Source organism: Sphingobium sp. FG125, assembly GCF_057809795.1.
Genome location: NZ_JBMDKQ010000012.1, coordinates 48,313 through 69,807, shown reverse-complemented (window position 1 = coordinate 69,807; position 21,495 = coordinate 48,313). Strand labels below are relative to the sequence as shown.

General features: G+C 61.6%; 20 protein-coding genes, 1 tRNA gene and 1 pseudogene. 17 read left to right on the top strand and 5 right to left on the bottom strand.

The window, feature by feature from the left end:
- Positions 1-2 precede the first annotated feature (2 nt).
- The 5 genes and pseudogenes from bioB (at position 3) to ACODSR_RS13050 (ending at position 6,216) form a co-directional block, all read left to right on the top strand.
- Positions 3-1,007: a biotin synthase BioB gene (bioB, locus tag ACODSR_RS13070; protein WP_489077227.1), complete on the top strand. Its 1,005-nt coding sequence runs from the start codon at positions 3-5 to the stop codon at positions 1,005-1,007.
- A 470-nt stretch (positions 1,008-1,477) separates the two neighbouring features.
- Positions 1,478-3,478 (top strand): ATP-binding protein, encoded by a 2,001-nt coding sequence (locus ACODSR_RS13065; protein ID WP_489077129.1) that lies wholly within the window; start codon positions 1,478-1,480, stop codon positions 3,476-3,478.
- Positions 3,479-3,602: 124 nt separating this feature from the next.
- Positions 3,603-4,292, top strand: a pseudogene (locus tag ACODSR_RS13060) (DUF2490 domain-containing protein).
- A 165-nt stretch (positions 4,293-4,457) separates the two neighbouring features.
- On the top strand, positions 4,458-6,047 hold the full coding sequence (locus ACODSR_RS13055; protein ID WP_489077127.1) for an MFS transporter: 1,590 nt from the start codon (positions 4,458-4,460) through the stop codon (positions 6,045-6,047).
- Positions 6,048-6,066: 19 nt separating this feature from the next.
- Positions 6,067-6,216 (top strand): DUF2256 domain-containing protein, encoded by a 150-nt coding sequence (locus ACODSR_RS13050; RefSeq protein WP_294134766.1) that lies wholly within the window; start codon positions 6,067-6,069, stop codon positions 6,214-6,216.
- Between the two features lie 58 nt (positions 6,217-6,274).
- Here the strand turns inward: ACODSR_RS13050 and ACODSR_RS13045 are convergent, their stop codons facing one another.
- Together ACODSR_RS13045 and ACODSR_RS13040 are read right to left on the bottom strand one after the other, a co-directional pair.
- Positions 6,275-7,447 carry an acetyl-CoA C-acetyltransferase gene (locus tag ACODSR_RS13045; protein WP_489077125.1) on the bottom strand — a complete coding sequence of 391 codons (1,173 nt, stop codon included), beginning with the start codon at positions 7,445-7,447 and terminating at the stop codon, positions 6,275-6,277.
- Positions 7,448-7,496: 49 nt separating this feature from the next.
- Positions 7,497-8,585, bottom strand: a complete 1,089-nt coding sequence (locus ACODSR_RS13040; RefSeq protein ID WP_489077123.1) for an alpha/beta fold hydrolase — start codon at positions 8,583-8,585, stop codon at positions 7,497-7,499.
- Between ACODSR_RS13040 and phaR the strand changes: the two genes are divergently transcribed.
- From phaR to ACODSR_RS13020, 4 genes are all read left to right on the top strand, one after another.
- Positions 8,584-9,174, top strand: a complete 591-nt coding sequence (gene phaR / locus ACODSR_RS13035; protein WP_217672347.1) for a polyhydroxyalkanoate synthesis repressor PhaR — start codon at positions 8,584-8,586, stop codon at positions 9,172-9,174. The genes ACODSR_RS13040 and phaR overlap by 2 nt on opposite strands.
- 6 nt (positions 9,175-9,180) lie before the next feature.
- Complete coding sequence (locus tag ACODSR_RS13030; RefSeq protein WP_489077121.1) at positions 9,181-9,525, top strand: hypothetical protein; 345 nt, start codon at positions 9,181-9,183, stop codon at positions 9,523-9,525.
- An 86-nt stretch (positions 9,526-9,611) separates the two neighbouring features.
- Complete coding sequence (gene proS / locus ACODSR_RS13025; protein ID WP_489077119.1) at positions 9,612-11,138, top strand: proline--tRNA ligase; 1,527 nt, start codon at positions 9,612-9,614, stop codon at positions 11,136-11,138.
- Positions 11,139-11,223: 85 nt separating this feature from the next.
- A complete protein-coding gene (locus ACODSR_RS13020; RefSeq protein ID WP_489077117.1) occupies positions 11,224-11,748 on the top strand; it encodes a hypothetical protein in 525 nt (174 codons plus the stop codon).
- On the opposite strand, the gene hslU is transcribed toward ACODSR_RS13020, so the two are convergent.
- Together hslU and hslV are read right to left on the bottom strand one after the other, a co-directional pair.
- Positions 11,749-13,050: an ATP-dependent protease ATPase subunit HslU gene (hslU, locus tag ACODSR_RS13015; protein WP_119745797.1), complete on the bottom strand. Its 1,302-nt coding sequence runs from the start codon at positions 13,048-13,050 to the stop codon at positions 11,749-11,751.
- Between the two features lie 149 nt (positions 13,051-13,199).
- Entirely contained in the window at positions 13,200-13,766 is a 567-nt protein-coding gene (gene hslV, locus ACODSR_RS13010) for an ATP-dependent protease subunit HslV (RefSeq protein WP_489077115.1), read from the bottom strand.
- A 173-nt stretch (positions 13,767-13,939) separates the two neighbouring features.
- Here hslV and ACODSR_RS13005 point away from each other — a divergent pair, with 173 nt between their 5' ends.
- Positions 13,940-14,128, top strand: a complete 189-nt coding sequence (locus ACODSR_RS13005; protein ID WP_119745793.1) for a hypothetical protein — start codon at positions 13,940-13,942, stop codon at positions 14,126-14,128.
- 15 nt (positions 14,129-14,143) lie between these two features.
- Here the strand turns inward: ACODSR_RS13005 and ACODSR_RS13000 are convergent, their stop codons facing one another.
- Entirely contained in the window at positions 14,144-14,260 is a 117-nt protein-coding gene (locus ACODSR_RS13000; protein ID WP_489077113.1) for an entericidin A/B family lipoprotein, read from the bottom strand.
- Between the two features lie 140 nt (positions 14,261-14,400).
- Here ACODSR_RS13000 and ACODSR_RS12995 point away from each other — a divergent pair.
- The 7 genes from ACODSR_RS12995 (at position 14,401) to ACODSR_RS12965 (ending at position 21,484) form a co-directional block, all read left to right on the top strand.
- Positions 14,401-14,475 (top strand) — tRNA-Val (locus tag ACODSR_RS12995).
- Between the two features lie 118 nt (positions 14,476-14,593).
- Positions 14,594-16,822, top strand: coding sequence for a S9 family peptidase (locus ACODSR_RS12990; protein ID WP_489077111.1), 2,229 nt, complete (start codon positions 14,594-14,596; stop codon positions 16,820-16,822).
- 145 nt (positions 16,823-16,967) lie between these two features.
- Positions 16,968-17,993, top strand: a complete 1,026-nt coding sequence (locus ACODSR_RS12985) for an aspartate-semialdehyde dehydrogenase (RefSeq protein ID WP_489077109.1) — start codon at positions 16,968-16,970, stop codon at positions 17,991-17,993.
- 45 nt (positions 17,994-18,038) lie between these two features.
- Positions 18,039-18,281 carry a FitA-like ribbon-helix-helix domain-containing protein gene (locus ACODSR_RS12980; protein WP_489077107.1) on the top strand — a complete coding sequence of 81 codons (243 nt, stop codon included), beginning with the start codon at positions 18,039-18,041 and terminating at the stop codon, positions 18,279-18,281.
- Entirely contained in the window at positions 18,281-18,718 is a 438-nt protein-coding gene (locus ACODSR_RS12975; RefSeq protein ID WP_489077105.1) for a type II toxin-antitoxin system VapC family toxin, read from the top strand. The genes ACODSR_RS12980 and ACODSR_RS12975 overlap by 1 nt, the downstream gene beginning before the upstream one ends.
- A gap of 72 nt (positions 18,719-18,790) precedes the next feature.
- On the top strand, positions 18,791-19,552 hold the full coding sequence (locus ACODSR_RS12970; RefSeq protein ID WP_489077103.1) for an alpha/beta fold hydrolase: 762 nt from the start codon (positions 18,791-18,793) through the stop codon (positions 19,550-19,552).
- 180 nt (positions 19,553-19,732) lie between these two features.
- Positions 19,733-21,484, top strand: a complete 1,752-nt coding sequence (locus ACODSR_RS12965; protein ID WP_489077101.1) for a M2 family metallopeptidase — start codon at positions 19,733-19,735, stop codon at positions 21,482-21,484.
- Positions 21,485-21,495 lie beyond the last annotated feature (11 nt).

Sequence of the window (21,495 nt, the reverse complement as noted above, 5' to 3'; positions counted from 1 at the left end):
CGATGACGGACATCACCGCCCGCACGGACTGGACCCGCGCCGAAATCGCCGCGCTGTTCGACCTGCCGTTCAACGATCTGATGTTCGAGGCGCAGACCATCCACCGCGCGAATTTCCCGCGTAACGAGGTGCAGCTTTCCACCCTGCTGTCGATCAAGACCGGCGGCTGCCCGGAAGATTGCGGCTATTGCAACCAGTCCGCGTCGGCAGAGAGCGGCCTCAAGGCCGAGAAACTGATGAGCGTGCAGGCTGTGATGCAGGCGGCGGCACAGGCGCGGGATGCGGGCAGCTCACGCTTCTGCATGGGCGCGGCCTGGCGCAATCCCAAGGAGCGGGACATGCCCGCCATCGTCCAGATGGTGAAGGGCGTGCGCCAGATGGGCATGGAAACCTGCATGACGCTGGGGATGCTGAGCGAAGGGCAGGCCAAGGTGCTGGCTGACGCGGGCCTCGATTATTACAACCATAATATCGACACCTCACCCGAACATTATGAGAAGGTGATTACCACCCGGACGTTCGATGACCGGCTGGAAACGCTGGAAAATGTTCGTAATTCAGGGATCAACGTCTGTTCCGGCGGGATCGTGGGCATGGGCGAGACGCGCGAGGACCGCGTTGGCTTCCTGCACGCGCTGGCCGTGCTGCCGCAGCACCCGCAGAGCGTGCCGATCAACGCGCTGGTGCCGGTCAAGGGGACGGTGCTGGGCGATATGCTGGCCGACACCCCGCTCGCCAAGATCGACGAGATCGAGTTTGTGCGGACGGTCGCGGTCGCGCGGATCGTGATGCCGCAGAGCATGGTGCGTCTGTCGGCGGGGCGAGAGAGCATGTCGGATGCGTGTCAGGCTTTGTGCTTCATGGCGGGCGCGAACAGCATCTTTACCGGCGACAAGCTGCTGACCACAGCGAATGCGGGCGACAATGCGGATGCCGCGCTGTTCGCCAAGCTGGGCGTGGTGCCGATGCAGGCCGAGGTGAAGGTTGCGATGGAGGCGGCGGAGTGAGTCTCACTCCCACCTTCGTCACCCCGGACTTGATCCGGGGTCCCGCTTCTTCGCTGCCGTTACGCGGGAAGAAAGCGTCATGCCGGATCAAGTCCGGCATGACGCATATGTTTGGAGTTCCTGCTGCATGATCCGCGTCTCCACACTCCGTCATGCTGAACGTGTTTCAGCATCCATTTCGCCTCCGAGAGCGATGGCTCGTGGGGCACGATGGACCCTGAAACAAGTTCAGGGTGACGATTGAGTGAAACGGCTGAAGTTGTGCGTCTTGGGCCTCGCCGCACTGTTTTGCGGGTTAATTAGCCTTGTATCTGGCTTGGCTGCATTAAACGCTACGCCATGCAGCAGATTTGGCATGGATGATTTCTGTTCTGAATATGGGCAATTTTATTGGGTGTTCTGCGGTTTGGCTTCAGCCGGAGTTTTGATCGCACTTTGGGCCATCCGCAAATCGGGGAAACGAGACTAAAATGGCAATCACCAAGATCCTGATCGCGAACCGTGGCGAAATTGCGTGTCGTGTCATGCGGACCGCGAAGAAGATGGGCATCAAGACCGTTGCGGTCTATTCCGATGCCGATGCGCGCGCGCCGCATGTGTTGATGGCGGACGAAGCCGTGCATATCGGCCCGTCGCCTGCCGCCCAATCCTATCTGATCGCCGACAAGATCATCGCGGCGTGCAAGCAGACCGGCGCGGACGCGGTGCATCCGGGCTATGGTTTCCTGTCGGAGCGGGAGAGTTTCCGCAAGGCGCTGGACGCGGAAGGCATCATCTTTGTCGGCCCCCCGGCGAACGCCATCGCGGCAATGGGCGACAAGATCGAGTCCAAGAAGCTGGCGCTGGAAGCGGGCGTCAATGTCGTCCCCGGTTTCGTCGGCGTCATTGATGACACCGAACATGCCGTCCGCATCTCCAACGAGATCGGCTATCCCGTGATGATGAAGGCGTCGGCAGGCGGCGGCGGCAAGGGGATGCGGCTGGCCTATAGCGAACAGGACGTCCGCGAGGGCTTTGAGGCGACCAAGCGCGAAGGCCTTAACAGCTTCGGCGATGACCGCGTGTTCATCGAAAAGTTCATCGAAAGCCCGCGCCATATCGAAATTCAGGTGCTGGGCGACCAGCATGGCAATATCGTCTACCTGAACGAACGCGAATGTTCGATCCAGCGTCGCCACCAGAAGGTGGTCGAGGAAGCGCCTTCACCCTTCGTTTCCCCCGAAATGCGCAAGAAGATGGGCGAACAATGCGTCGCCCTGGCCCGTGCGGTCGGCTATTTCAGCGCAGGCACGGTCGAACTGATCGTGAGCGGTGAGGACAAGACCGGGGACGGCTTCTATTTCCTGGAAATGAACACCCGGTTGCAGGTCGAACATCCCGTCACCGAGGAAATCACCGGCGTCGATCTGGTCGAACAGATGATCCGCGTCGCCAATGGCGAGGCGCTCAGCTTCACCCAGGCGGACGTCAAGATCAACGGCTGGTCGATCGAGAACCGCGTCTATGCCGAAGATCCCTATCGCGGTTTCCTGCCCTCGACCGGTCGCCTGATCCGCTATAACCCGCCCGAAACCGGCGCGGATGAAAGCGGCGCGCTGATCCGCGTGGATGACGGCGTGGAGGAGGGCGGCGAAGTCTCCATGTTCTACGATCCGATGATTGCCAAGCTGATCACCTGGGCGCCCACGCGCCTCGAAGCCATCGACAAGCAGATCGAGGCGCTCGACAAGTTCGAGATTGAGGGGCCGGGCCATAATATCGATTTCGTGTCCGCCCTGATGCAGCATGAGCGGTTCCGGTCGGGCAACATCACCACCGGCTTCATCGCGGAGGAATATCCCGACGGGTTCCAGGGCGCGCCTGCTTCGCCCGAACTGCTGGTGCGGCTGTCCGCCATTGGCGCGTTCGCGGCGATGGCGCAGGCCGACCGCGCCCGCCGGATCGACGGACAGCTGGGCAAGCGCCTCGCCCCGCCGACCGGCTGGCAGGTCAAGATTGGTGACGCGATCCATGAGGTCGAGATCGACGGGGACGAAGTGACGGTCGATGGGCAGCCCCTCGACCTGGCGCTGGAATATACGCCGGGCGATCGCCTGATCGAGGCGGAATTTGGCGACGAGCAACTCGCCGTCCGCATCGCGCCGGTGCGATCGGGTTTCGTGCTGACCTGCCACGGGGCCAGCCACAAACTGCGTATCCTGCCCGCCCATGCTGCACCCTATGCTGCGCACATGATCGAAAAAATCCCGCCAGACCTGTCGCGCTTCCTGATCTGCCCGATGCCGGGCCTGCTGGTCGCCCTGCATGTGGGCGAAGGCGACAAGGTCGAGGCCGGGCAGCCGCTCGCCGTGATCGAGGCGATGAAGATGGAAAACATCCTGCGCGCGCAAAAGGCGGGCGTGGTCAAGAGCGTGTCGGCGGCGCAGGGCGACAGCCTGGCCGTGGATGCGGTCATTCTCGAAATGGAATAGGCGCAAGCTGCGTCGCGAAAACCCAGGGCCGCCCCGCACAGGCAGGGCGGCCCTTTGTTATTTAATGTTTCGCTGGGCTGTCGCGTCTTGCCCCGATCCCGGCCTATCCCTTAGCAGCCGCGGCATGACCAGCCTGCGACAGACGATCCTCTGCCTTTCCGCCATCTTCACGGCCATGATCGCGCTGCCCGCGCACGGTGCCGACGATGAGCAGTTCTGGCTCCAGACCATCGCGCAGGGATCAGTTTCGGGCGACATCGTCTATTTCGCCTAGGTCCAGTCACGCTTTGGCAGGGACATGGACGGGCTGGACCAGATGTTGCTGCGGCCCGCGATCGGCGTCAGACTGTCCGACCGGCTGACCGTCTATCAGGGCTATGCCTATGTCCGCACGCCGCGGTCCGGTGGCGGTGAGACGCGGGAGCATCGCGCCTTCCAGCAGATCAACTGGTCGCTGGGCAATGTTGCGGGCGGGCCGCTCTCCTCGCGCACCCGGATCGAGCAGCGCTGGGTGTCGAGCGGCGACGATATGGGCTGGCGGTTGCGGCAGATGCTGCGGCTGGCGGTGCCGCTGACCGGCAAGTCGGGCGGCGTGTCGGCGCTGACCTATGCGGAAGGGTTCGTAGCGCTGAACGATACCGACTGGGGGGCGCGCAAGGGGTTTGACCGGTTGCGCAGCTTTGCCGGGCTGGAACTGCCGGTCGCAGGCAAGTCGACCATGGAGGTCGGCTATCTCAACCAATATGTCAAAAATCGCGGGCGGGCCGATGATGTCGATCATGTCCTGCTGGTGACGCTGCAACTGCGCCGCTGAGGCACTTTTTTAGCCTGTCCTATCGCCCCCGCTTCATGCGATATCGGCCCCTGTTTCGCGCCCCGACATTGGCGGTTGCGCAAAGGGGTGTTGGAAATTTAATTACCCCTTGGGGTAACGCAATTTCACAATTGCCGGGAAAAGTGCGAAGTTAAGGGGGCAGGGATGAGCGAAGCGGTCGGCAGCGACTATGTAATGAACGTCAAGCGCGACCGGCTGGTCATCACCGCCTCGGCGCTCGGCACCGTGTTCGAATGGTATGATTTCTATATCTATGGCGTCCTCGCGCCGATCATCGGGCGAACCTTCTTTCCGACCGACAATCCTACCGTCGAACTGCTCTACACGCTGGCGGGTTTCGCGATCGGCTTTGCCTTCCGCCCGATCGGCGCGGCATTGTTCGGCTATTTGGGCGACCGGCTGGGCCGCAAATATACGTTCCTTGCCACCATCATCCTGATGGGCGTCGCGACGGCGGGGGTGGGCCTCACCCCGTCCGCCGCCAGCATCGGCATTGCCGCACCCATCATCCTGATCACGCTGCGGATCGCACAGGGGCTGGCGCTGGGCGGCGAATATGGCGGCGCAGCCATCTATGTTGCCGAACATGCGCCGCCGGGCCGGCGCGGTTTTTATACCAGCTTCATTCAGGCCGGGGTGATCGGCGGCTTCATCCTGTCGCTGATCGTCGTGGTCGGCACGCAATGGTTGGTCGGACCACAGATTTGGGCCGATTGGGGCTGGCGGCTGCCCTTCCTTTTCTCGCTTGCCCTGCTTGGCATATCGCTGTGGATGCGGCTGATGCTGCGCGAAAGCCCGGTATTCACCGCGATGAAGAAGGCGGGCACCCAGTCGAAAAATCCGATCAAGGAAGCCTTCACCTATCCGGGCAACAAGAAGCGGATGCTGGTCGCGATGGTCGGCATCGCTGCCGGGTTCACGGTAATCGCCTATACCGTCATGTTCCAGGCGCTCTATTTCCTTCAGAGCGGCCTGCATGTCTCGCCCGGTATCGCGCAATTGTTGGTCGGCGGCAGCGCCTTTGCCGGCATGGGGGCGTTCGTCTATTTCGGCCATCTGTCCGACCGGATCGGGCGCAAAAAGCCGATCGTCATCGGCTATGCGCTGGTGCTGGTGTTGTTAATTCCGCTCTACCAGTTCATGGGCGCGACCGCGAACCCGGCTCTGGTCGAGGCGGGGGAACGCGCGCCGGTCGTGGTGCGCGGCCCGGATTGCGTGTTCGATCCCTTCGCCAAGGTCCAGCCGACCGCCTGCGGCAAGTTGCTCGACCATTTTTCCAAGCGCGGCATCCCCTATGACAAGCAGGCAGCGCCCACGCCTGCGGTGCAGATCGGCGATCTGGTCGTCACGGACCTAAGCGCCGCCGGGCTGGACGCTGCTTTGAAAGCCGGGGGCTATCCGACCGGGAGCGTGACGCCGGACTGGCCACGCGCCATGGCAATTTTCGCGGCGCTCTTGCTGCTCTGGACGCTGTCAGGCGCGACCTATGGGCCGGTGGCGGCGCTCTTGTCGGAATATTTCCCGGCGCGCATCCGCTATTCGTCGCTGTCGATCCCCTATCATATCGGTACAGGCTATTTCGGCGGTTTCCTGCCACTGGTCAGCCAATATATCGTCGCGCGGACGGGTGATCCCTATGCCGGGCTTTGGTACACATTGGCCGTCGTGGCGCTGGCGCTTATCACCTGCTTGGTGGCGCTGCCGGAAACAAGGGATCGCCCGCTGGACGCGTAGCACAACCGGGGGATCATCCATGCCACGCGGCGTTGCCAAGCGGGATCTGCCGACCAAGACCTGCCCGGTCTGCCAGCGCCCCTTTGCCTGGCGCAAGAAGTGGGAACGCGACTGGGACAATGTGGTCTATTGTTCCGACCGTTGCCGCAGCGCCCCGCGCCAAGCCTGACACGAAAAAGGCCGCCGCTCCGTGTGGAGCGACGGCCATTTGGCAACCTGTTAGTCGATCAGCGTTCGATGCACATCGCCACGCCCATGCCGCCGCCGATGCACAGCGTCGCCAGACCCTTTTTCGCGTCGCGCTTGGCCATTTCATAGAGCAGTGTGGTCAGCACCCGCGCGCCCGACGCGCCGATCGGATGGCCGATGGCGATCGCGCCGCCATTGACATTGACCTTGGACGCATCCCAGCCCAGTTCCTGACCCACCGACAGCGCCTGCGCGGCGAAGGCTTCATTGGCTTCGATCAGGTCGAGGTCTGCGATCGACCAGCCTGCTTTCTCCAGCGCCTTGCGGCTGGCCGGGGCCGGGCCGATGCCCATGATCGAGGGATCTACGCCGCAGGTCGCAAAACCGGCGATCCGGCCCAAAATGGTTGCGCCCCGCTTGGCAGCGGCATCGGCGGTCATCAGCACCAGCGCGGCGGCACCATCGTTCAGGCCGCTGGCGTTGGCGGCGGTGACAGTGCCGTCCTTCTTGAAGGCTGGCTTCAGCTTCTCCATCGCTTCGATGGTGGCACCGGCGCGGATATATTCGTCGGCATCGACGATGGTGTCGCCCTTGCGCCCCTTTATCGTGACCGGCACGATTTCGTCGGCGAAGCGGCCCGATGCCCGTGCGGCTTCGGCCTTGTTCTGGCTGGCGACGGCAAAGATATCCTGCGCTTCGCGGCTGATCTGATACTTCTCGGCCAGATTTTCCGCGGTGATGCCCATATGATAATTGTTGAAGGCGTCGGTCAGGCCGTCATGAATCATCGTGTCGACCAGGCTGACATTGCCCATCTTGCTGCCGCCGCGCAGATATTGCGCATGGGGGGCAAGTGACATGCTTTCCTGCCCGCCAGCCACCATGATGTTCGCATCACCCGCACGAATCGCCTGGGCAGCAAGCGCCACAGCGCGCAGGCCGGAGCCACAGAGCTGGTTGAGGCCAATCGCGGTGCGCTCGACCGGGATGCCCGCATTGACGGCGGCCTGCCGCGCCGGGTTCTGCCCCTGACCGGCGCTCAGCACCTGGCCCAATATCACTTCGTCCACTTCGTCGGGCGCGACGCCGGCCTGCGCCAGCGCGGCGATGATCGCCTGACGGCCCAGTTCATGCGCCGGAGTCGATCCGAACGCACCCATGAAGCTGCCGACGGCCGTGCGCTTGGCGGCGGTAATGACGATATCTGACAAAGGCTCGATCCTCTATTATTGGGGTCTCTTTTCGCAGGCGCACATAGCATCATCCGCCATGGCTGGAAACCCATTGGGACAATGGAAACCACAGCGTTTCGCGCGCCTGTCCACCCACGACCATGCCGACATGACCCAGTTTGAATTGCCAGTCTGTAGCCAATTGGGTCGAAGCGGCGGCAGGGACGATGCGATCCGTTGTCGAGCGGATCGACAGGGTCGGGCAGGCAAGCCCCTGTAGATCGACTGTTTGGCCTCCGACAGTCCAGCGCCCCTCTCCGCTGGCGTTATCCGCATAGAGCTCATCGAACAGATCGCGTCCCGCGCCATAGGTTAGCGGTGGGCCGCCATTGGCCCAATCCTCCACTGCCATAAAGGCCCGCTCCCCATCCGATTCTGCTGCAACATCGGCGAAAGCAGCGAACTTGCGGATCGTGCGCGCCGGGTCCATCGCCCAGAAGCCCGATTGCAGCACTTCCATCGGCACATAGCCCAGACGGTCGCACATGGGCTTGGCCCCGCGCCACAGGGCGCTGATTTCCTGTCGGTCGGCGTCGCTGAAACCATCGAATCGCCAAGGCGAAGCGATCGTCGCCACCGCCCGCATCGGGTGCAGCATAGCCACGCCCAGCGCCAGCGTGCCGCCCAGGCAATAGCCCACCAATATGGGAGGTCGCGGCAGGGAGGCTAACAATGGCAAAAGCCGGTCAGTGATGTGACCATCCAGCCCCATCATCGCATCCCGCGCTGACGGACTGCCCCAGTCGACCAGATAGGCGTCATGTCCTGCTGCGGCCATGTGGCGCAGCAAAGATCGGCGTTCGGACAGGTCCAGCACCTGCGGCGGATTGATGAGCGAGGGGACGAAAACCACCGGTGCGCGGCCATTATCAACACCATAGCGCAGCAACCGGGCGCTGCCGATCTGCGCCATGCTGGCGGGGGCAGACGGCGGGGCGGGGCGCTGCGCCTGCTGATAGCGGCGCAGACCGATGAAGGCGCGTTTGCGCAGCTCTGGATCGCCCTCTGTTTCGCGCCATAAAATGTTGAGAAAAAGGGGTAAAGGCCTTGGGCCATGTTGCGGTGCGGCAACGCCCTGTGCTAATGAGGAGTGTGCAGGTGCGGGAGAGGTGTCCATGGCCAAATCTAAAGCGGCTAATGAATCAGAGCCGGTGGTTATCAAGAAATACGCTAACCGGCGGCTTTATAACACCGAAACGTCCAGTTACATCACCCTTGATCTGTTGTCGCAGATGACGCGCGAGGGCCGCGAGTTCACGGTGGTCGACGCCAAGAGTGGCGAGGATATCACCCACAATGTCCTGACCCAGATCATCATGGAAGAAGAACAGCGCGGCGAAAATATGCTGCCGGTCAATTTCCTGCGTCAGTTGATCTCCATGTATGGCGATTCGATGCAGTCGATGGTGCCGCAATATCTCGAAGCGTCGATGGATGCGTTCCGCAAGAATCAATTGCAGTTTCAGGAAGCGATGCAGGGCGCATTCGGCGGCGGCCCACTGGCCGAGATCGCCAAGCGCAACATGCAGATGTTCGAGGCGGCAACCAGTGCGTTCAAGGGCGCTGGCGGGCTGATGCCGGGTGTCCCCGGTATGCCCGGTATGCCCGGTGTTGCGACCCCGGCCGAAGCCGAAAAGGACGATGAGATCGCTGTGTTGAAGGCGCAACTGGCCGCGCTCAACGCCAAGATCGACAAGCTGGGCTGACCCCCAATGGCGAAGGCCGACCGACTCGAACGACTGGACGTGCGGCGGGCCGAGTTGGAAGCCGACTATGACGCGGCGCTGATCGCGGCGTTGCAGGTGACGGCAGGCGGCGTGTGGGGTCTGTTCGACCATAAGCCTGACCGGCAGGCCCGCGCCAAGGCAGCCCCCGTCATAGCGACGCTGGATGAACTGGCCGCCGACATCAACACGCTGCGTGATCAATTGGGGCTGGAGCCGTTTGCGCTGCACCAGTCCTTCCTCGCCGCGCGCGGCCCGGTGGCGTCCGACGCGCCGGGCGAGCCGAAACAGGCGCGGGCCTGGCTCGAAAAACTGGGCGTTGCCGTCGGCTGAACGCCAATGTGCGTCGGGGGTGGACGGGGATAGCGCGCTTGGCCTATTGCGCGCCATCCATTCCCTACAGCAGGCAAGCCATTCCCGTGAAACACGCCCTTTCCGTCACCCGTGAGCAGGATTTCTCCGCTTGGTATCAGGCCGTCATTTCGGAGGCTGACCTGGCCGAAGAAAGCGGCGTGCGCGGCTGCATGGTCATCCGGCCATGGGGCTATGGCATATGGGAGCGTATCCAGACCCTGCTCGATGCGAGGATCAAGGCGACGGGGCATGAAAATTGCTACTTCCCGCTGTTCATCCCGCTTTCCTATTTCGAGAAGGAAGCCGAGCATGTCGACGGCTTTGCCAAGGAAATGGCGGTCGTCACCCATCACCGGCTGATCCAGAAGGACGGCAAGCTGGTTCCCGATCCCGAAGCGAAGCTGGAGGAGCCGCTGGTTGTGCGCCCCACGTCCGAAACGGTGATCGGCGCGGCGTTCAGCCGTTGGGTCCAGTCATGGCGCGACCTGCCCGTGCTGATCAACCAATGGGCCAATGTCGTGCGTTGGGAAATGCGCACCCGCATGTTCCTGCGCACCACCGAATTCCTCTGGCAGGAAGGCCACACCGCCCACGCCACCGTCGATGAGGCGATGGAAGAGACGATGAAGATGCTGGAAGTCTATCGCAGCTTTGCGGAAGATTGCGTCGCCATGCCGGTGGTAGCCGGCGAAAAGCCGGAAAATGAACGCTTCCCCGGCGCGGTTGCGACCTATTCGATCGAAGCCATCATGCAGGATGGCAAGGCGTTGCAGGCGGGCACGTCGCACTTTCTGGGCACGACCTTCTCTGCGGCCCAGAATATCAAGTTCCAGAATAGCGAGGGCGCACAGGAACTGGCGCAGACGACCAGCTGGGGCATGTCCACGCGGATGATCGGCGGGCTGATCATGGTCCATGGCGACGATGACGGGCTGCGCGTGCCGCCGCGTGTTGCGCCCTATCAGGTGGTCGTGGTGCCGATGCTGCGCGATACCGACGAGGACGCCGCTATCGTCGATTATTGCGCCGATCTGGTGAGCCAGCTCAACGCGCTCGACGTGTTTCGTGAACCGGTGCGGGCGCTGCTCGACCGACGCCCGGCCAAGGCGGCGACCAAGCGTTGGGGCTGGGTCAAGAAGGGCGCGCCGATCGTTATCGAGGTCGGCGGGCGCGATGTTGCGGGCGGCAACGTGTCGGTCATCCGTCGCGACCGGCTTTATCGCGCCGACGGCAAGCTGGACAGTCAGGTGGTGGCGAAGGGCGATTTCGTCGCGGGCGCGGTGGCGATGCTGGAGGATGTGCAGGCGTCGCTGTTCGCGGACGCCAAGGCGCGACTGGACGGCAGCATCGACCGCTCGATCACCGACATTGAAGCGCTCAAGGCCTATTTCAACGCCAGTGCCAAGCCGGGCTGGGCGCTGGTGCAATGGGCAAAGCCCACTGGCGAAGCGCTGGAGAAGGTGGTGCAGTGGCTCAAGGGCGAGAAGCTAACGCTGCGCAATGTGCCTAATGATGCGGAGGCCGCTGACGGAGTGTGCGTGTTTACTGGCGAGACAGCGGTGGAGCGAGTGCTGGTTGGGCGGAGTTATTGATCAACGCGGATTAATTTCCGATTGAAGATATATTGCAATCTCAAAAATTGGCGGGCACGATTGCGTCGATGATGAGGGGGTAATTATGTCTGCACCATTCGGGATTAGTATTTTTGGTCCCCTATCAGACCTTCAAATTCTGGAAGAGATTGGACAGGGGAAATTTCGAGTATCTGCTCCAACTCCTCATCCTGCTTTTAGTGATTATATTGTAGAAGCGACAGATAGTCTCGGTGTGGTTTGGGTTAAGGCTAACGCACCTATTATTTCCATAGACAGTTTTGGACAAAATATTGTTGCGTTAACTGACAAGATTGCCGAGCAAATAAGGCTGAGATACGGAAGCCCTCAGAAAACTGATTTTTTAATGGCCGGCTCTATCTGGGAAGGTCCGCAATATTGGCTAAGCGCGCTCGAAAGTAAGGAGCGCTACTACGGCTATACTTGGGATCGAAAAAATTGTGCAAGTGTACCTGAGGACATAGATACTATTTATGTTGGAGCGGCTGCATATGGCGGTGGCGAGGGTGCTGTAACGGTAGAGTATGGATCGACTAAAATGCATCTCGCTGAACAAGAGCGAGATGCAAAATTAGCTGATCTTTTTTAACTACAACACATATTTACTCAAATCGGTGTCGTGCGCGATCGCGCTCAACTGCTTCTCCACATAGGCGGCATCGATCACCAGCGTTTCGCCGCGGCGGTCCTCGGCCTCGAAGCTGACATCCTCCAGCAGCTTTTCCATCACCGTCTGGAGGCGGCGGGCGCCGATATTTTCGACTTCGCCATTCACTTCGGCGGCGATGCGGGCGACGGCGCGGATGCCATCCGGCGTCAGGTCGATCGTCACCTCCTCGGTCGCCAGCAGCGCGCGATATTGCGCCACGAGGCTGGCCTTGGTGTCGGAGAGGATGGCGACGAAATCCTCCTCGGTCAGTGCTTTCAGTTCGACACGGATCGGCAGGCGGCCCTGGAGTTCGGGCAGCAGATCGCTGGGCTTGGCGACGTGGAACGCGCCGGACGCGATGAAGAGGATATGGTCGGTCTTGAGCGGGCCATATTTGGTCGAGACGGTCGTGCCTTCGATCAGGGGAAGCAGGTCGCGCTGCACGCCCTCGCGGCTAACGGACCCGCCGCGCACGTCGCTGACCGCGATCTTGTCGATCTCGTCGAGAAACACGATGCCGTTCTGCTCAGCGCTGGTGATGGCGACGCGGGCGACATCGTCCTGATCCAGCCGCTTGTCCTGCTCTTCCTCGACCAGCTTGTCCCACGCATCGGCGACGCGCATCTTGCGGCGCTTCTTCTGCTGTTGACCGAACGCCTTGGACATCATGTCGGACAGGTTGATCATGCCGACCTGACCACCCATGCCGGGGATTTCCATCGGCATGGAGGGGCTGTCGGCGACTTCGACCTCGACCTCGACATCGTTCATCTGATGCTGTTCGATCTTCTGACGGAAGGACAGCCGCGTGGCCTCGCTTGCTTCCTTGCCGGTCAATGCGTCGAGCAGGCGGGCCATGGCGGCCTCGGACGCGGCTTCGCGCACGGCTTCGCGGCGGCGGTCCTTTTCCAGCCGCACGGCTTCCTCGACCAGATCGCGGACGATCTGTTCGACGTCGCGGCCGACATAGCCGACTTCGGTGAATTTTGTCGCTTCGACTTTCACGAACGGGGCGTCGGCCAGTTTGGCCAAGCGACGGCTGATCTCGGTCTTGCCGCAGCCGGTCGGCCCGATCATCAGGATATTCTTGGGCGTCACCTCGTCGCGCAAATCATCGGGCAGGTGCTGGCGCCGCCAGCGGTTGCGCAAGGCAACGGCAACGGCGCGCTTGGCGTCGTGCTGGCCGATGATATGGGCGTCCAATGCGGCGACGATGGCTTTGGGGGTCAGATTGTCGTTCATCAAAAGACTCCCCCCTCCCTTTCAAGGGAGGGGCAGGGGGTGGGTGTGGTCGCGCAGCGGTCACTGGCAACATTGGTGGGATGGGGTTGCGGCTCGCTGCGCTCGCTACCCACCCCAACCCCTCCCTTGGAAGGGAGGGGCTTTATGAGTTAAGAGGCGCTATCCAGCGTTTCGATGGTCAACTGATCATTGGTATAGATGCAGATGTCCGCCGCCACGGCCATGGCCTTGCGCGCCAGCGTTTCAGCGTCCGCCTCATAATCCACCAGCGCGCGGGCGGCGGCGAGGGCGAAATTGCCGCCAGATCCAATCGCGGCCACGCCGTTCACCGGCTCCAGCACATCGCCATTGCCGGTCAGGATCAGGGTCACATCCTTGTCCGCGACGATCATCATCGCTTCCAGATTGCGCAGATATTTGTCGGTGCGCCAATCCTTGGCCAGCTCCACGGCGGAGCGCATCAACTGGCCATTGTGGCGCTCCAGCTTCGCCTCCAGCCGCTCGAACAGGGTGAAGGCGTCGGCGGTGGCGCCGGCAAAGCCGCCGATGACACTGCCGTCATGCAGGCGGCGGACCTTGCGGGCGTTGGGTTTCATCACCGTCTGGCCCATGGAAACCTGGCCATCGCCAGCGACGACGACCTTTCCATTCTTGCGCACGGACATGATGGTGGTGCCATGCCAGACCGGCATGGCGCTGCTGTTATGGTCGTTCATGGGGCGGCATATGGGACGCTGTGCCGTGTGGTGCAAGTCACCTTAGTAGCGACGGCGAAGCGTTGCATTTTGGCGACAATATTCTGACAATTCGTTCAGGAACAAATGTCGATCAATTGACATTGTGCATCGCAACATCAATCATCAGCATCCGCATTTACGGGGGGACTCGCATGACTCTCAAGGCCAGAGCACAGGAAAAGGTCGAGCGCGCGGGCATTTCCAACTATAGTTTCGATCATGACGTGTTGGTCATGTGTGGCGTGCGCTACACGATCGAAGCCTGCAACTGTGGCGAACCGGGATGCGACGGCGTCCGTCTGCGGAAAAATGCGACAGCCATCGGGCGCGTGTTGCAATAATTCACCGACTATTGGTCAGCGCATTGCGTCTTTCCCGGCGCGACCGACGGACTCGATATCGCGACCCACGCCCTGCACCGTGTTGCACGCGGCCAGCGCGGCCATGATCACCAGAAACAGCGCTTTACGCATTAATCCGTCACTCCATATTTGCGGTGTGACCGTTTTAAGCGTGAGCGCGACGCAGTGCAAAGCCGCAATTTGCGGGACGGGATGCCCCCGCGCTTGACAGGGCGCGCCAGCGATGCCAATGGCCGCCTCCTCCCGACAGGGGGCGCGTAGCTCAGTGGTAGAGCACACCCTTCACACGGGTGGGGTCGCAGGTTCAATCCCTGCCGCGCCCACCATGGCAAAGCGCCATGGCAGGGACAGATTATTTCCCTCCATTGATCTTTTCAGTCTCATCGGGCTAATCTTTGCCCTTGATCCGGCGTCCCGTGCGGTCGCCGACCTGAAAGGATGTCGATGCCGCCCTATTGGAAATCCGGCGCAGCCTTTGGCGCGCTGCTCATGCTGTCCACCATGCCAGCCATCGCGCAGGAGACGCTGACGCTCGAACGGGTCTTTGCCAACCCCGACCTGGCCGGGCCGCAGCCCCGTGCGCTGAAATTATCGCCCGATGGGTCGCTCGTTACCCTGCTCAAACCCCGCGCGGACGAGAAGGAGCGGCTCGACCTGTGGGCGATCGACACCCGCACCGGCAAACAGCGGATGCTGGTCGATTCGCGCAAGACCGGCAGCGGCGCGGCCCTGTCCGAAGCGGAAAAAATGCAGCGGGAGCGTGACCGTTCCGTCGCGGGCAGCAGCGGCATTACCAGCTATGACTGGTCGCCTGATGGCAAGTCCATTCTGGTCCCCGTCGATGGCGATCTCTATCTCGCCGCGCTGGATGGCAAGGTGCAGCGGCTGACCGACACGCCTGACGGCGAACTCAACGGCGTGGTCAGCCCCAAGGGCGGCTTTGTGTCCTTCGTGCGCGGCGGCAATTTGTTCGTGCAACGCATCGGTGGAGTGGAACGGCAGGTCACGCAGGGGGCCAGCGATACGGTCAGTTGGGGTGTCGCCGAATTTGTTGCGCAGGAGGAAATGGACCGGCGGACCGGCTATTGGTGGTCGCCCGACGATGCCCTGATTGCGGTCGCGCGGGTGGATGAAAGCCCGGTCGGCATCGTTACCCGTACCGCGATCGGCGGGGAGGGAACCAAGGTTTATGAGCAACGCTATCCCGCCGCCGGGACACCCAATGCGATCGTTGACCTCTATGTCATGAAGCCGGACGGGTCGGGGCAGGTGAAGGTCGATCTGGGACCGGACCGCGACATCTATCTGGCGCGGGTCGATTGGGCCAAGGATGGTCGGACCCTCTATGTTCAGCGCGAGACGCGCGACCAGAAGCGGCTCGACCTGCTGGCGGTCGATCCGGTTACCGGCAAGGCGAGGGTAGTCCTGACCGAAACCGCCAAAAGCTGGATCAACCTCAGCGACAATTTCCATCCGCTGCCGGGCGGCGATTTCCTCTGGTGGTCGGAAAAAAGCGGCCATGGCCATCTCTACCGGGTGCATGATGGCAAATGGACCGCGCTGACCAGCGGCGACTGGGAGGTCAAAACGCTGGTGGCAGTGGATGAGAAGGCCGGGCTGGCCTATTTCACCGGCAATCGCGAAACGCCGCTGGAGCAGCAACTCTATAGCGCGCCGATCGGCAAGCCCGCCGCGCCGCGTCGGATCACGACCAGCGGCTGGTGGAATGACGCGGTGATGGATGGCGCGGCAAGCCGGGTCGTCATCACCCGCCAGAATAGCGATCAGCCCAAGCAGGTCTATCTGGCCGACAGCAGTGGCAAGCAGTTGCAATGGTTGTCGGAAAATGCGTTGACGGGCGATCATCCCTATGCGCCCTATTTGGCGAGCCATGTCCACACCCGGTTCGGCACGATCCGGGCGAAGGATGGCACGATGCTCTACACCAAGATCATGACCCCGCCGATCACGCCGGGCAAACGCTATCCCGTGTTCATGATCCATTATGGCGGGCCGGGCGGCGGGCGGCAGGTGACCAACACATGGTCCGGCGCGCTGAACCAGTATCTGGTCGATCGGGGCTGGATCGTCTTTGCGGTGGATAATCGCGGTACGCCCGATCGTGGCAAGGCGTTTGAGGATCATCTCTATCGTGCCATGGGGTCGGTGGAGGTTGAGGATCAATTGGCGGGTGTAGATTGGCTGAAAGCCCAGCCGTTCGTCGATCCCAAGCGGATTGCCACCTATGGCTGGTCCTATGGCGGCTATATGTCGTTGAAGCTGCTGGAAAAAGCGCCGGGCGTGTTTGCGGCGGCGGTCGCGGGCGCACCGGTGACGAAGTGGGAGTATTACGACACCCATTATACCGAACGCTATCTGGGAATGCCGCAGGACAAGCCCAGTGCCTATCCGGCGTCCGGCGCAATCGAGGAGGCGGTGAAGATCAGCGATCCGTTGATGCTGATCCACGGCATGTCCGACGACAATGTCGTGTTCGACAATGCCACCGCTTTGATGGCGAAGATGCAGGGCGCGGCGGTGCCGTTCGAGATGATGGCCTATCCGGGCCAGACCCACCGTGTCGGCGGGCCGGGGATCAGCGTGCATCTGTGGCGCACGATCGAGGATTTTCTGGCCCGGCGCGGCGTGTCGCCTGAAGCGCCCAAGCCATAGGTAACGAGGACGTTGCCGTATCCCGGCAACGTCCGGCGTCAAAAGCTGGCCTTTCGCGCAACAAAGGGCTTGCCACTGGACAAATGGCGCAACGCCGCTATGGCGCGCACTCCGCAATATTTGCATCGGAGTGGAGTCTTTAGTCATGGGTTATCGGGTCGTCGTCGTAGGTGCCACCGGGAATGTGGGCCGCGAAATGCTGACCATTCTCGCCGAGCGCGAGTTCCCGATTGACGAGATCGCCGCGGTCGCATCGTCGCGCTCGCAGGGGCTGACCGTCGATTTCGGTGACAGCGGCAAGACGATCAAATGCCAGAATATCGAACATTTCGACTTTACCGGCTGGGACATTGCTCTGTTCGCCGCGGGCAGTGGTCCGACCGCTGAATATGCACCCAAGGCGGCGGCGGCCGGCTGCGTCGTGATCGACAATAGCTCGCTGTATCGCATGGACCCGGACGTGCCGCTGATCGTGCCCGAAGTGAACCCGGACGCGATCGACGGCTACAAGAAGAAGAATATCATCGCCAACCCCAACTGTTCGACTGCGCAGATGGTCGTGGCGCTAAAGCCGCTGCATGACGCGGCAATCATCAAGCGCGTCGTCGTCGCCACCTATCAGTCGGTGTCCGGCGCGGGCAAGGCTGGCATGGATGAGTTGTTCGAACAGTCGCGCAACATCTTCGTGGGCGATCCGGCCGAAGCCAAGAAGTTCACCAAGCAGATCGCCTTCAACGTGATCCCGCATATCGACGTTTTCCTGGACGATGGGTCGACCAAGGAAGAATGGAAGATGGTCGCGGAAACCAAGAAGATCCTCGATCCCAAGATCAAGCTGACTGCCACCTGCGTGCGCGTACCCGTGTTCGTGGGTCATTCCGAAGCGATCAACATCGAGTTCGAGAAGGAAATCAGCGCCAAGGAAGCGCAGGACATTTTGCGTGAAGCGCCCGGCATCATGCTGGTCGATAAGCGCGAAGATGGCGGCTACATCACCCCGATCGAATGCGTGGGCGACTTCGCAACCTTCATCAGCCGCGTGCGTGAGGACCCGACGGTCGACAGCGGCATTTCGCTCTGGTGCGTCAGCGACAACCTGCGCAAGGGCGCGGCGCTGAACGCGGTGCAGATCGCCGAACTGCTGGGCCGTCGCCACCTCAAGAAGGGCTGATTCTGCCTCCTTGCGGTAATGCTATCATAATGATAGCATGACCGCATGGGCCAAGTTCTTATCCGCAATCTCGACGACAGCCTGATCGCGGCCTATCGCGAACTAGCAGCGCGTAACCAGCGTTCGCTGGAAGCGGAACTGCGTGAAGCGCTGACACGCGGGCGGCCGATGACAGGTGAGCGCCTGCGCGCGACGCTAACGCGCCTCGAAGCGATCAGGGCAATGACTCCGCAACATGTCCGGCAGACACCTGCCGAAGATTTGCTCCGGGATGATGATCGCCCCTGATGCTGGTGGTGGATACCAGCGTGGCGGCCCGCTGGGTTGTCGGCAGTGCCGATCCGGCGATGTCTGCTGAAACGACCGTGGCGCTTACGCTGCTGCCGCGTCGGCTCATCGCGCCAGATTTTCTGACTGCCGAATTCGCCAATGTGATGTGGAAGAAGGTGCGCGCACAGGAAATTGATGCAGCACAGGCGCGCGAAGCCGTGGCTATCCTGCCCGATCTTGTCGACCTGGTCCCGACCGGACAACTGGCCGATCGAGCGATGGCGATCAGTCTGGCACTGGACCACCCTGCCTACGACTGCTTCTTTCTCGCCACCGCCGAGATGCTGGAAACGGTTGTGGTCACCGCTGACCGCAGGCTGGTCCGGCGCTGTGCTGACACGCCTTTTGCAGCGCTGGTTTCGGGGTTGATGGATCGCTCTTCCTGGGCGGAATGACAGGATAGCGCTCTTGCGCCGCCGCGCCTGACGCCATATCGGCAAGCCGCCGCCGAATAAGGATTTGCCCCGATGACCGACCTTCCCCTGCAGCGGATTGAGATCAAGGGCTTTGATGGCCTGCCGATCGCGGTGCATATGGTGGGGGAGGGCCGCGATCTGGTGCTGATCCACGGCTATTTCTCCAACGCTTACACCAACTGGATACGCTACGGCCATGCCGCGAAACTGGTTGAGGCCGGTTTTCGTCTGATCATGCCGGACCTGCGCGGCCATGGGGAGAGTGGGAAGCCGCATGATATCGCCGCCTATCCGCCCGACGCGCTGACCGATGACGGGCTGGCTTTGGTCGAGCAGCTTGGGCTGACTGATTATGATCTGGGTGGCTATTCGTTAGGAGCACGCACGAGCGTGCGAATGCTGGCGCGCGGGGCTGCGCCGCGCCGCGTGATCCTGGCGGGTATGGGGTTGCGCGGGCTGGTGCAGACGCTCGACAAGGGCGGCTATTACAAGAATGTCCTCAATAACCTTGGCACGTTCGAGCGTGGCACGTCGGAATGGATGACGGAGGCCTTCCTCAAGACCACCAAGGGCGATCCGGTGGCGATGCTGCATATCCTGAACACATTTGTCGATACGCCGCGCGAGACGATCGCGGCGATACAGCAGCCGACCGAGATCATCTGCGGCGCGGACGACCGGGATAATGGCGTGGCGCACGAACTGGCCGACCTGCTGCCCAATGGTCGCTATGTCGAGATACCGGGCAATCATATGAACGCCGTCACCCGCAAGGAAATGGGGCAGGCGATGGTCGATTTCCTGACCGCTTGACTGTATAGCCCGGCCAAGTCACCTTCCCCTCATAAGTCTATGAGGGGAATTCCCATGAAAATCGCCATCTCGCTTGCCGCGCTTGCGGCCGCGCTTACTGCATCGCCCGTCCTTGCGCAGCAGGCACCTGCGCCGACCGCCGCGGAGGCCGAAGCGTTCCTCGCCTAGGCGGAAAAGGCGATGTTCGATCATTCGCTGATCTCCAGCCGCGCCGACTGGGTCAATTCCACCTATCTGAGCGACGATAGCGATGCGGTCGCCGCCTATTTCGGCGCGATCCGCACGTCGATGAATGTCGATTACGCGCTGGAAGCCGCCAAATATGCGACCGCGCCGGGCCTGTCAGTAGAAACCAAGCGCCGACTGGACCTGTTGCGCACCGCGCTGACGCTGCCCGCGCCTACAGCGCCCGGCGCGGCGCAGGAACTGAACGATCTCGCGACCCGGCTCCAATCGGCCTATGGCAAGGGCAAGGGGACGCTGAAAGGCCAGCCGATCAACGGCAGCGATATTGAAGAGCAGATGGGGAATAACCGTAACCCCGAAGAGCTGAAGGAAATGTGGGTCAGCTGGCATGACAATGTCGGCGCGCCGATGCGGGGCGACTATGCCAAGCTGGTGGACATCGCCAACGCGGGGGCCAAGGAACTGGGCTTTGCCGACACCGGCGCGATGTGGCGGTCGAAATATGACATGCCTGCCGATGATTTTGCGAAGCTGACCGACAAGATCTGGGCTGAGGTCAAGCCGCTCTATGACCAGCTGCATTGCTACACTCGCACCAAGCTGAACGAGAAATATGGCGACGCGGTGCAGCCCGCGTCCGGGCCGATCCGTGCCGATTTGCTGGGTAATATGTGGGCGCAGTCCTGGGGCAATATCTATGATGTCGTGGCGCCCAAGGGTGCGGGAGATCTGGGTTATGATGTCGGCGATTTGCTGAAAGCCAAGGGTTATGTCGAAACCCGGTCCGGTCAGGTCGATACGCCCGACACCCCCGAACAGCAGCGGCGCGGCTATTGGGAAAAGCAGATGTTCAAGATTGGCGAGGGTTTCTATTCCTCGCTGGGCTTTGCGCCGCTGCCCGCGACCTTCTGGGACCGGACACAGTTCATCAAGCCGCTGGACCGCGAAGTCGTCTGCCATGCGTCGGCCTGGGATCTCGACAACAAGGACGACATACGCGTCAAAATGTGTACGAAGGTCAATAGCGACGACTTCGTGACCATCCATCATGAGCTGGGCCATAATTATTACCAGCGCGCCTATCAGAATCAAAAGCCGCTCTATCTGGACGGGGCCAATGACGGCTTTCACGAAGCGATCGGCGATTTTGTCGCCCTGTCGATCACGCCAGATTATCTGGTGAAGATCGGCCTGCTGGACGCCGCCAAGGTGCCGGGCCCGGACAAGGATATCGGCCTGCTGCTGCGGCAGGCGATGGACAAGGTTGCTTTCCTGCCGTTCGGCCTGCTGGTCGACAAATGGCGCTGGGGCGTGTTCAGCGGCACGATCCCGCAGAGCCAGTATGAAAAGGGCTGGACCGACCTGCGCCGCCAGTATCAGGGCATTGTCCCGCCCGTGTCCCGCGATGAAACGAAGTTCGACGCGGGGGCCAAATTCCATATTCCGGGCAATACGCCCTATACCCGCTATTTCCTGGCGGGTATTTTGCAGCAGCAATTCTATGAAGCCGCCTGCAAACAGTCCGGCTGGAAAGGACCGCTGCACCGTTGTTCCTTCTATGGAAACAAAGCCGTAGGGGCCAAACTTAATGCGATGCTGGAGATGGGCGCGTCCAAGCCCTGGCCGGACGCATTGGAGGCCTTCACCGGGACGCGGGAGATTTCGGGCAAAGCCATGACCGCCTATTTCGCGCCGTTGCAAAAATGGCTGGTCCAGCAGAATAAAGGAAAGTCATGCGGCTGGTAATCGCCAAGTAA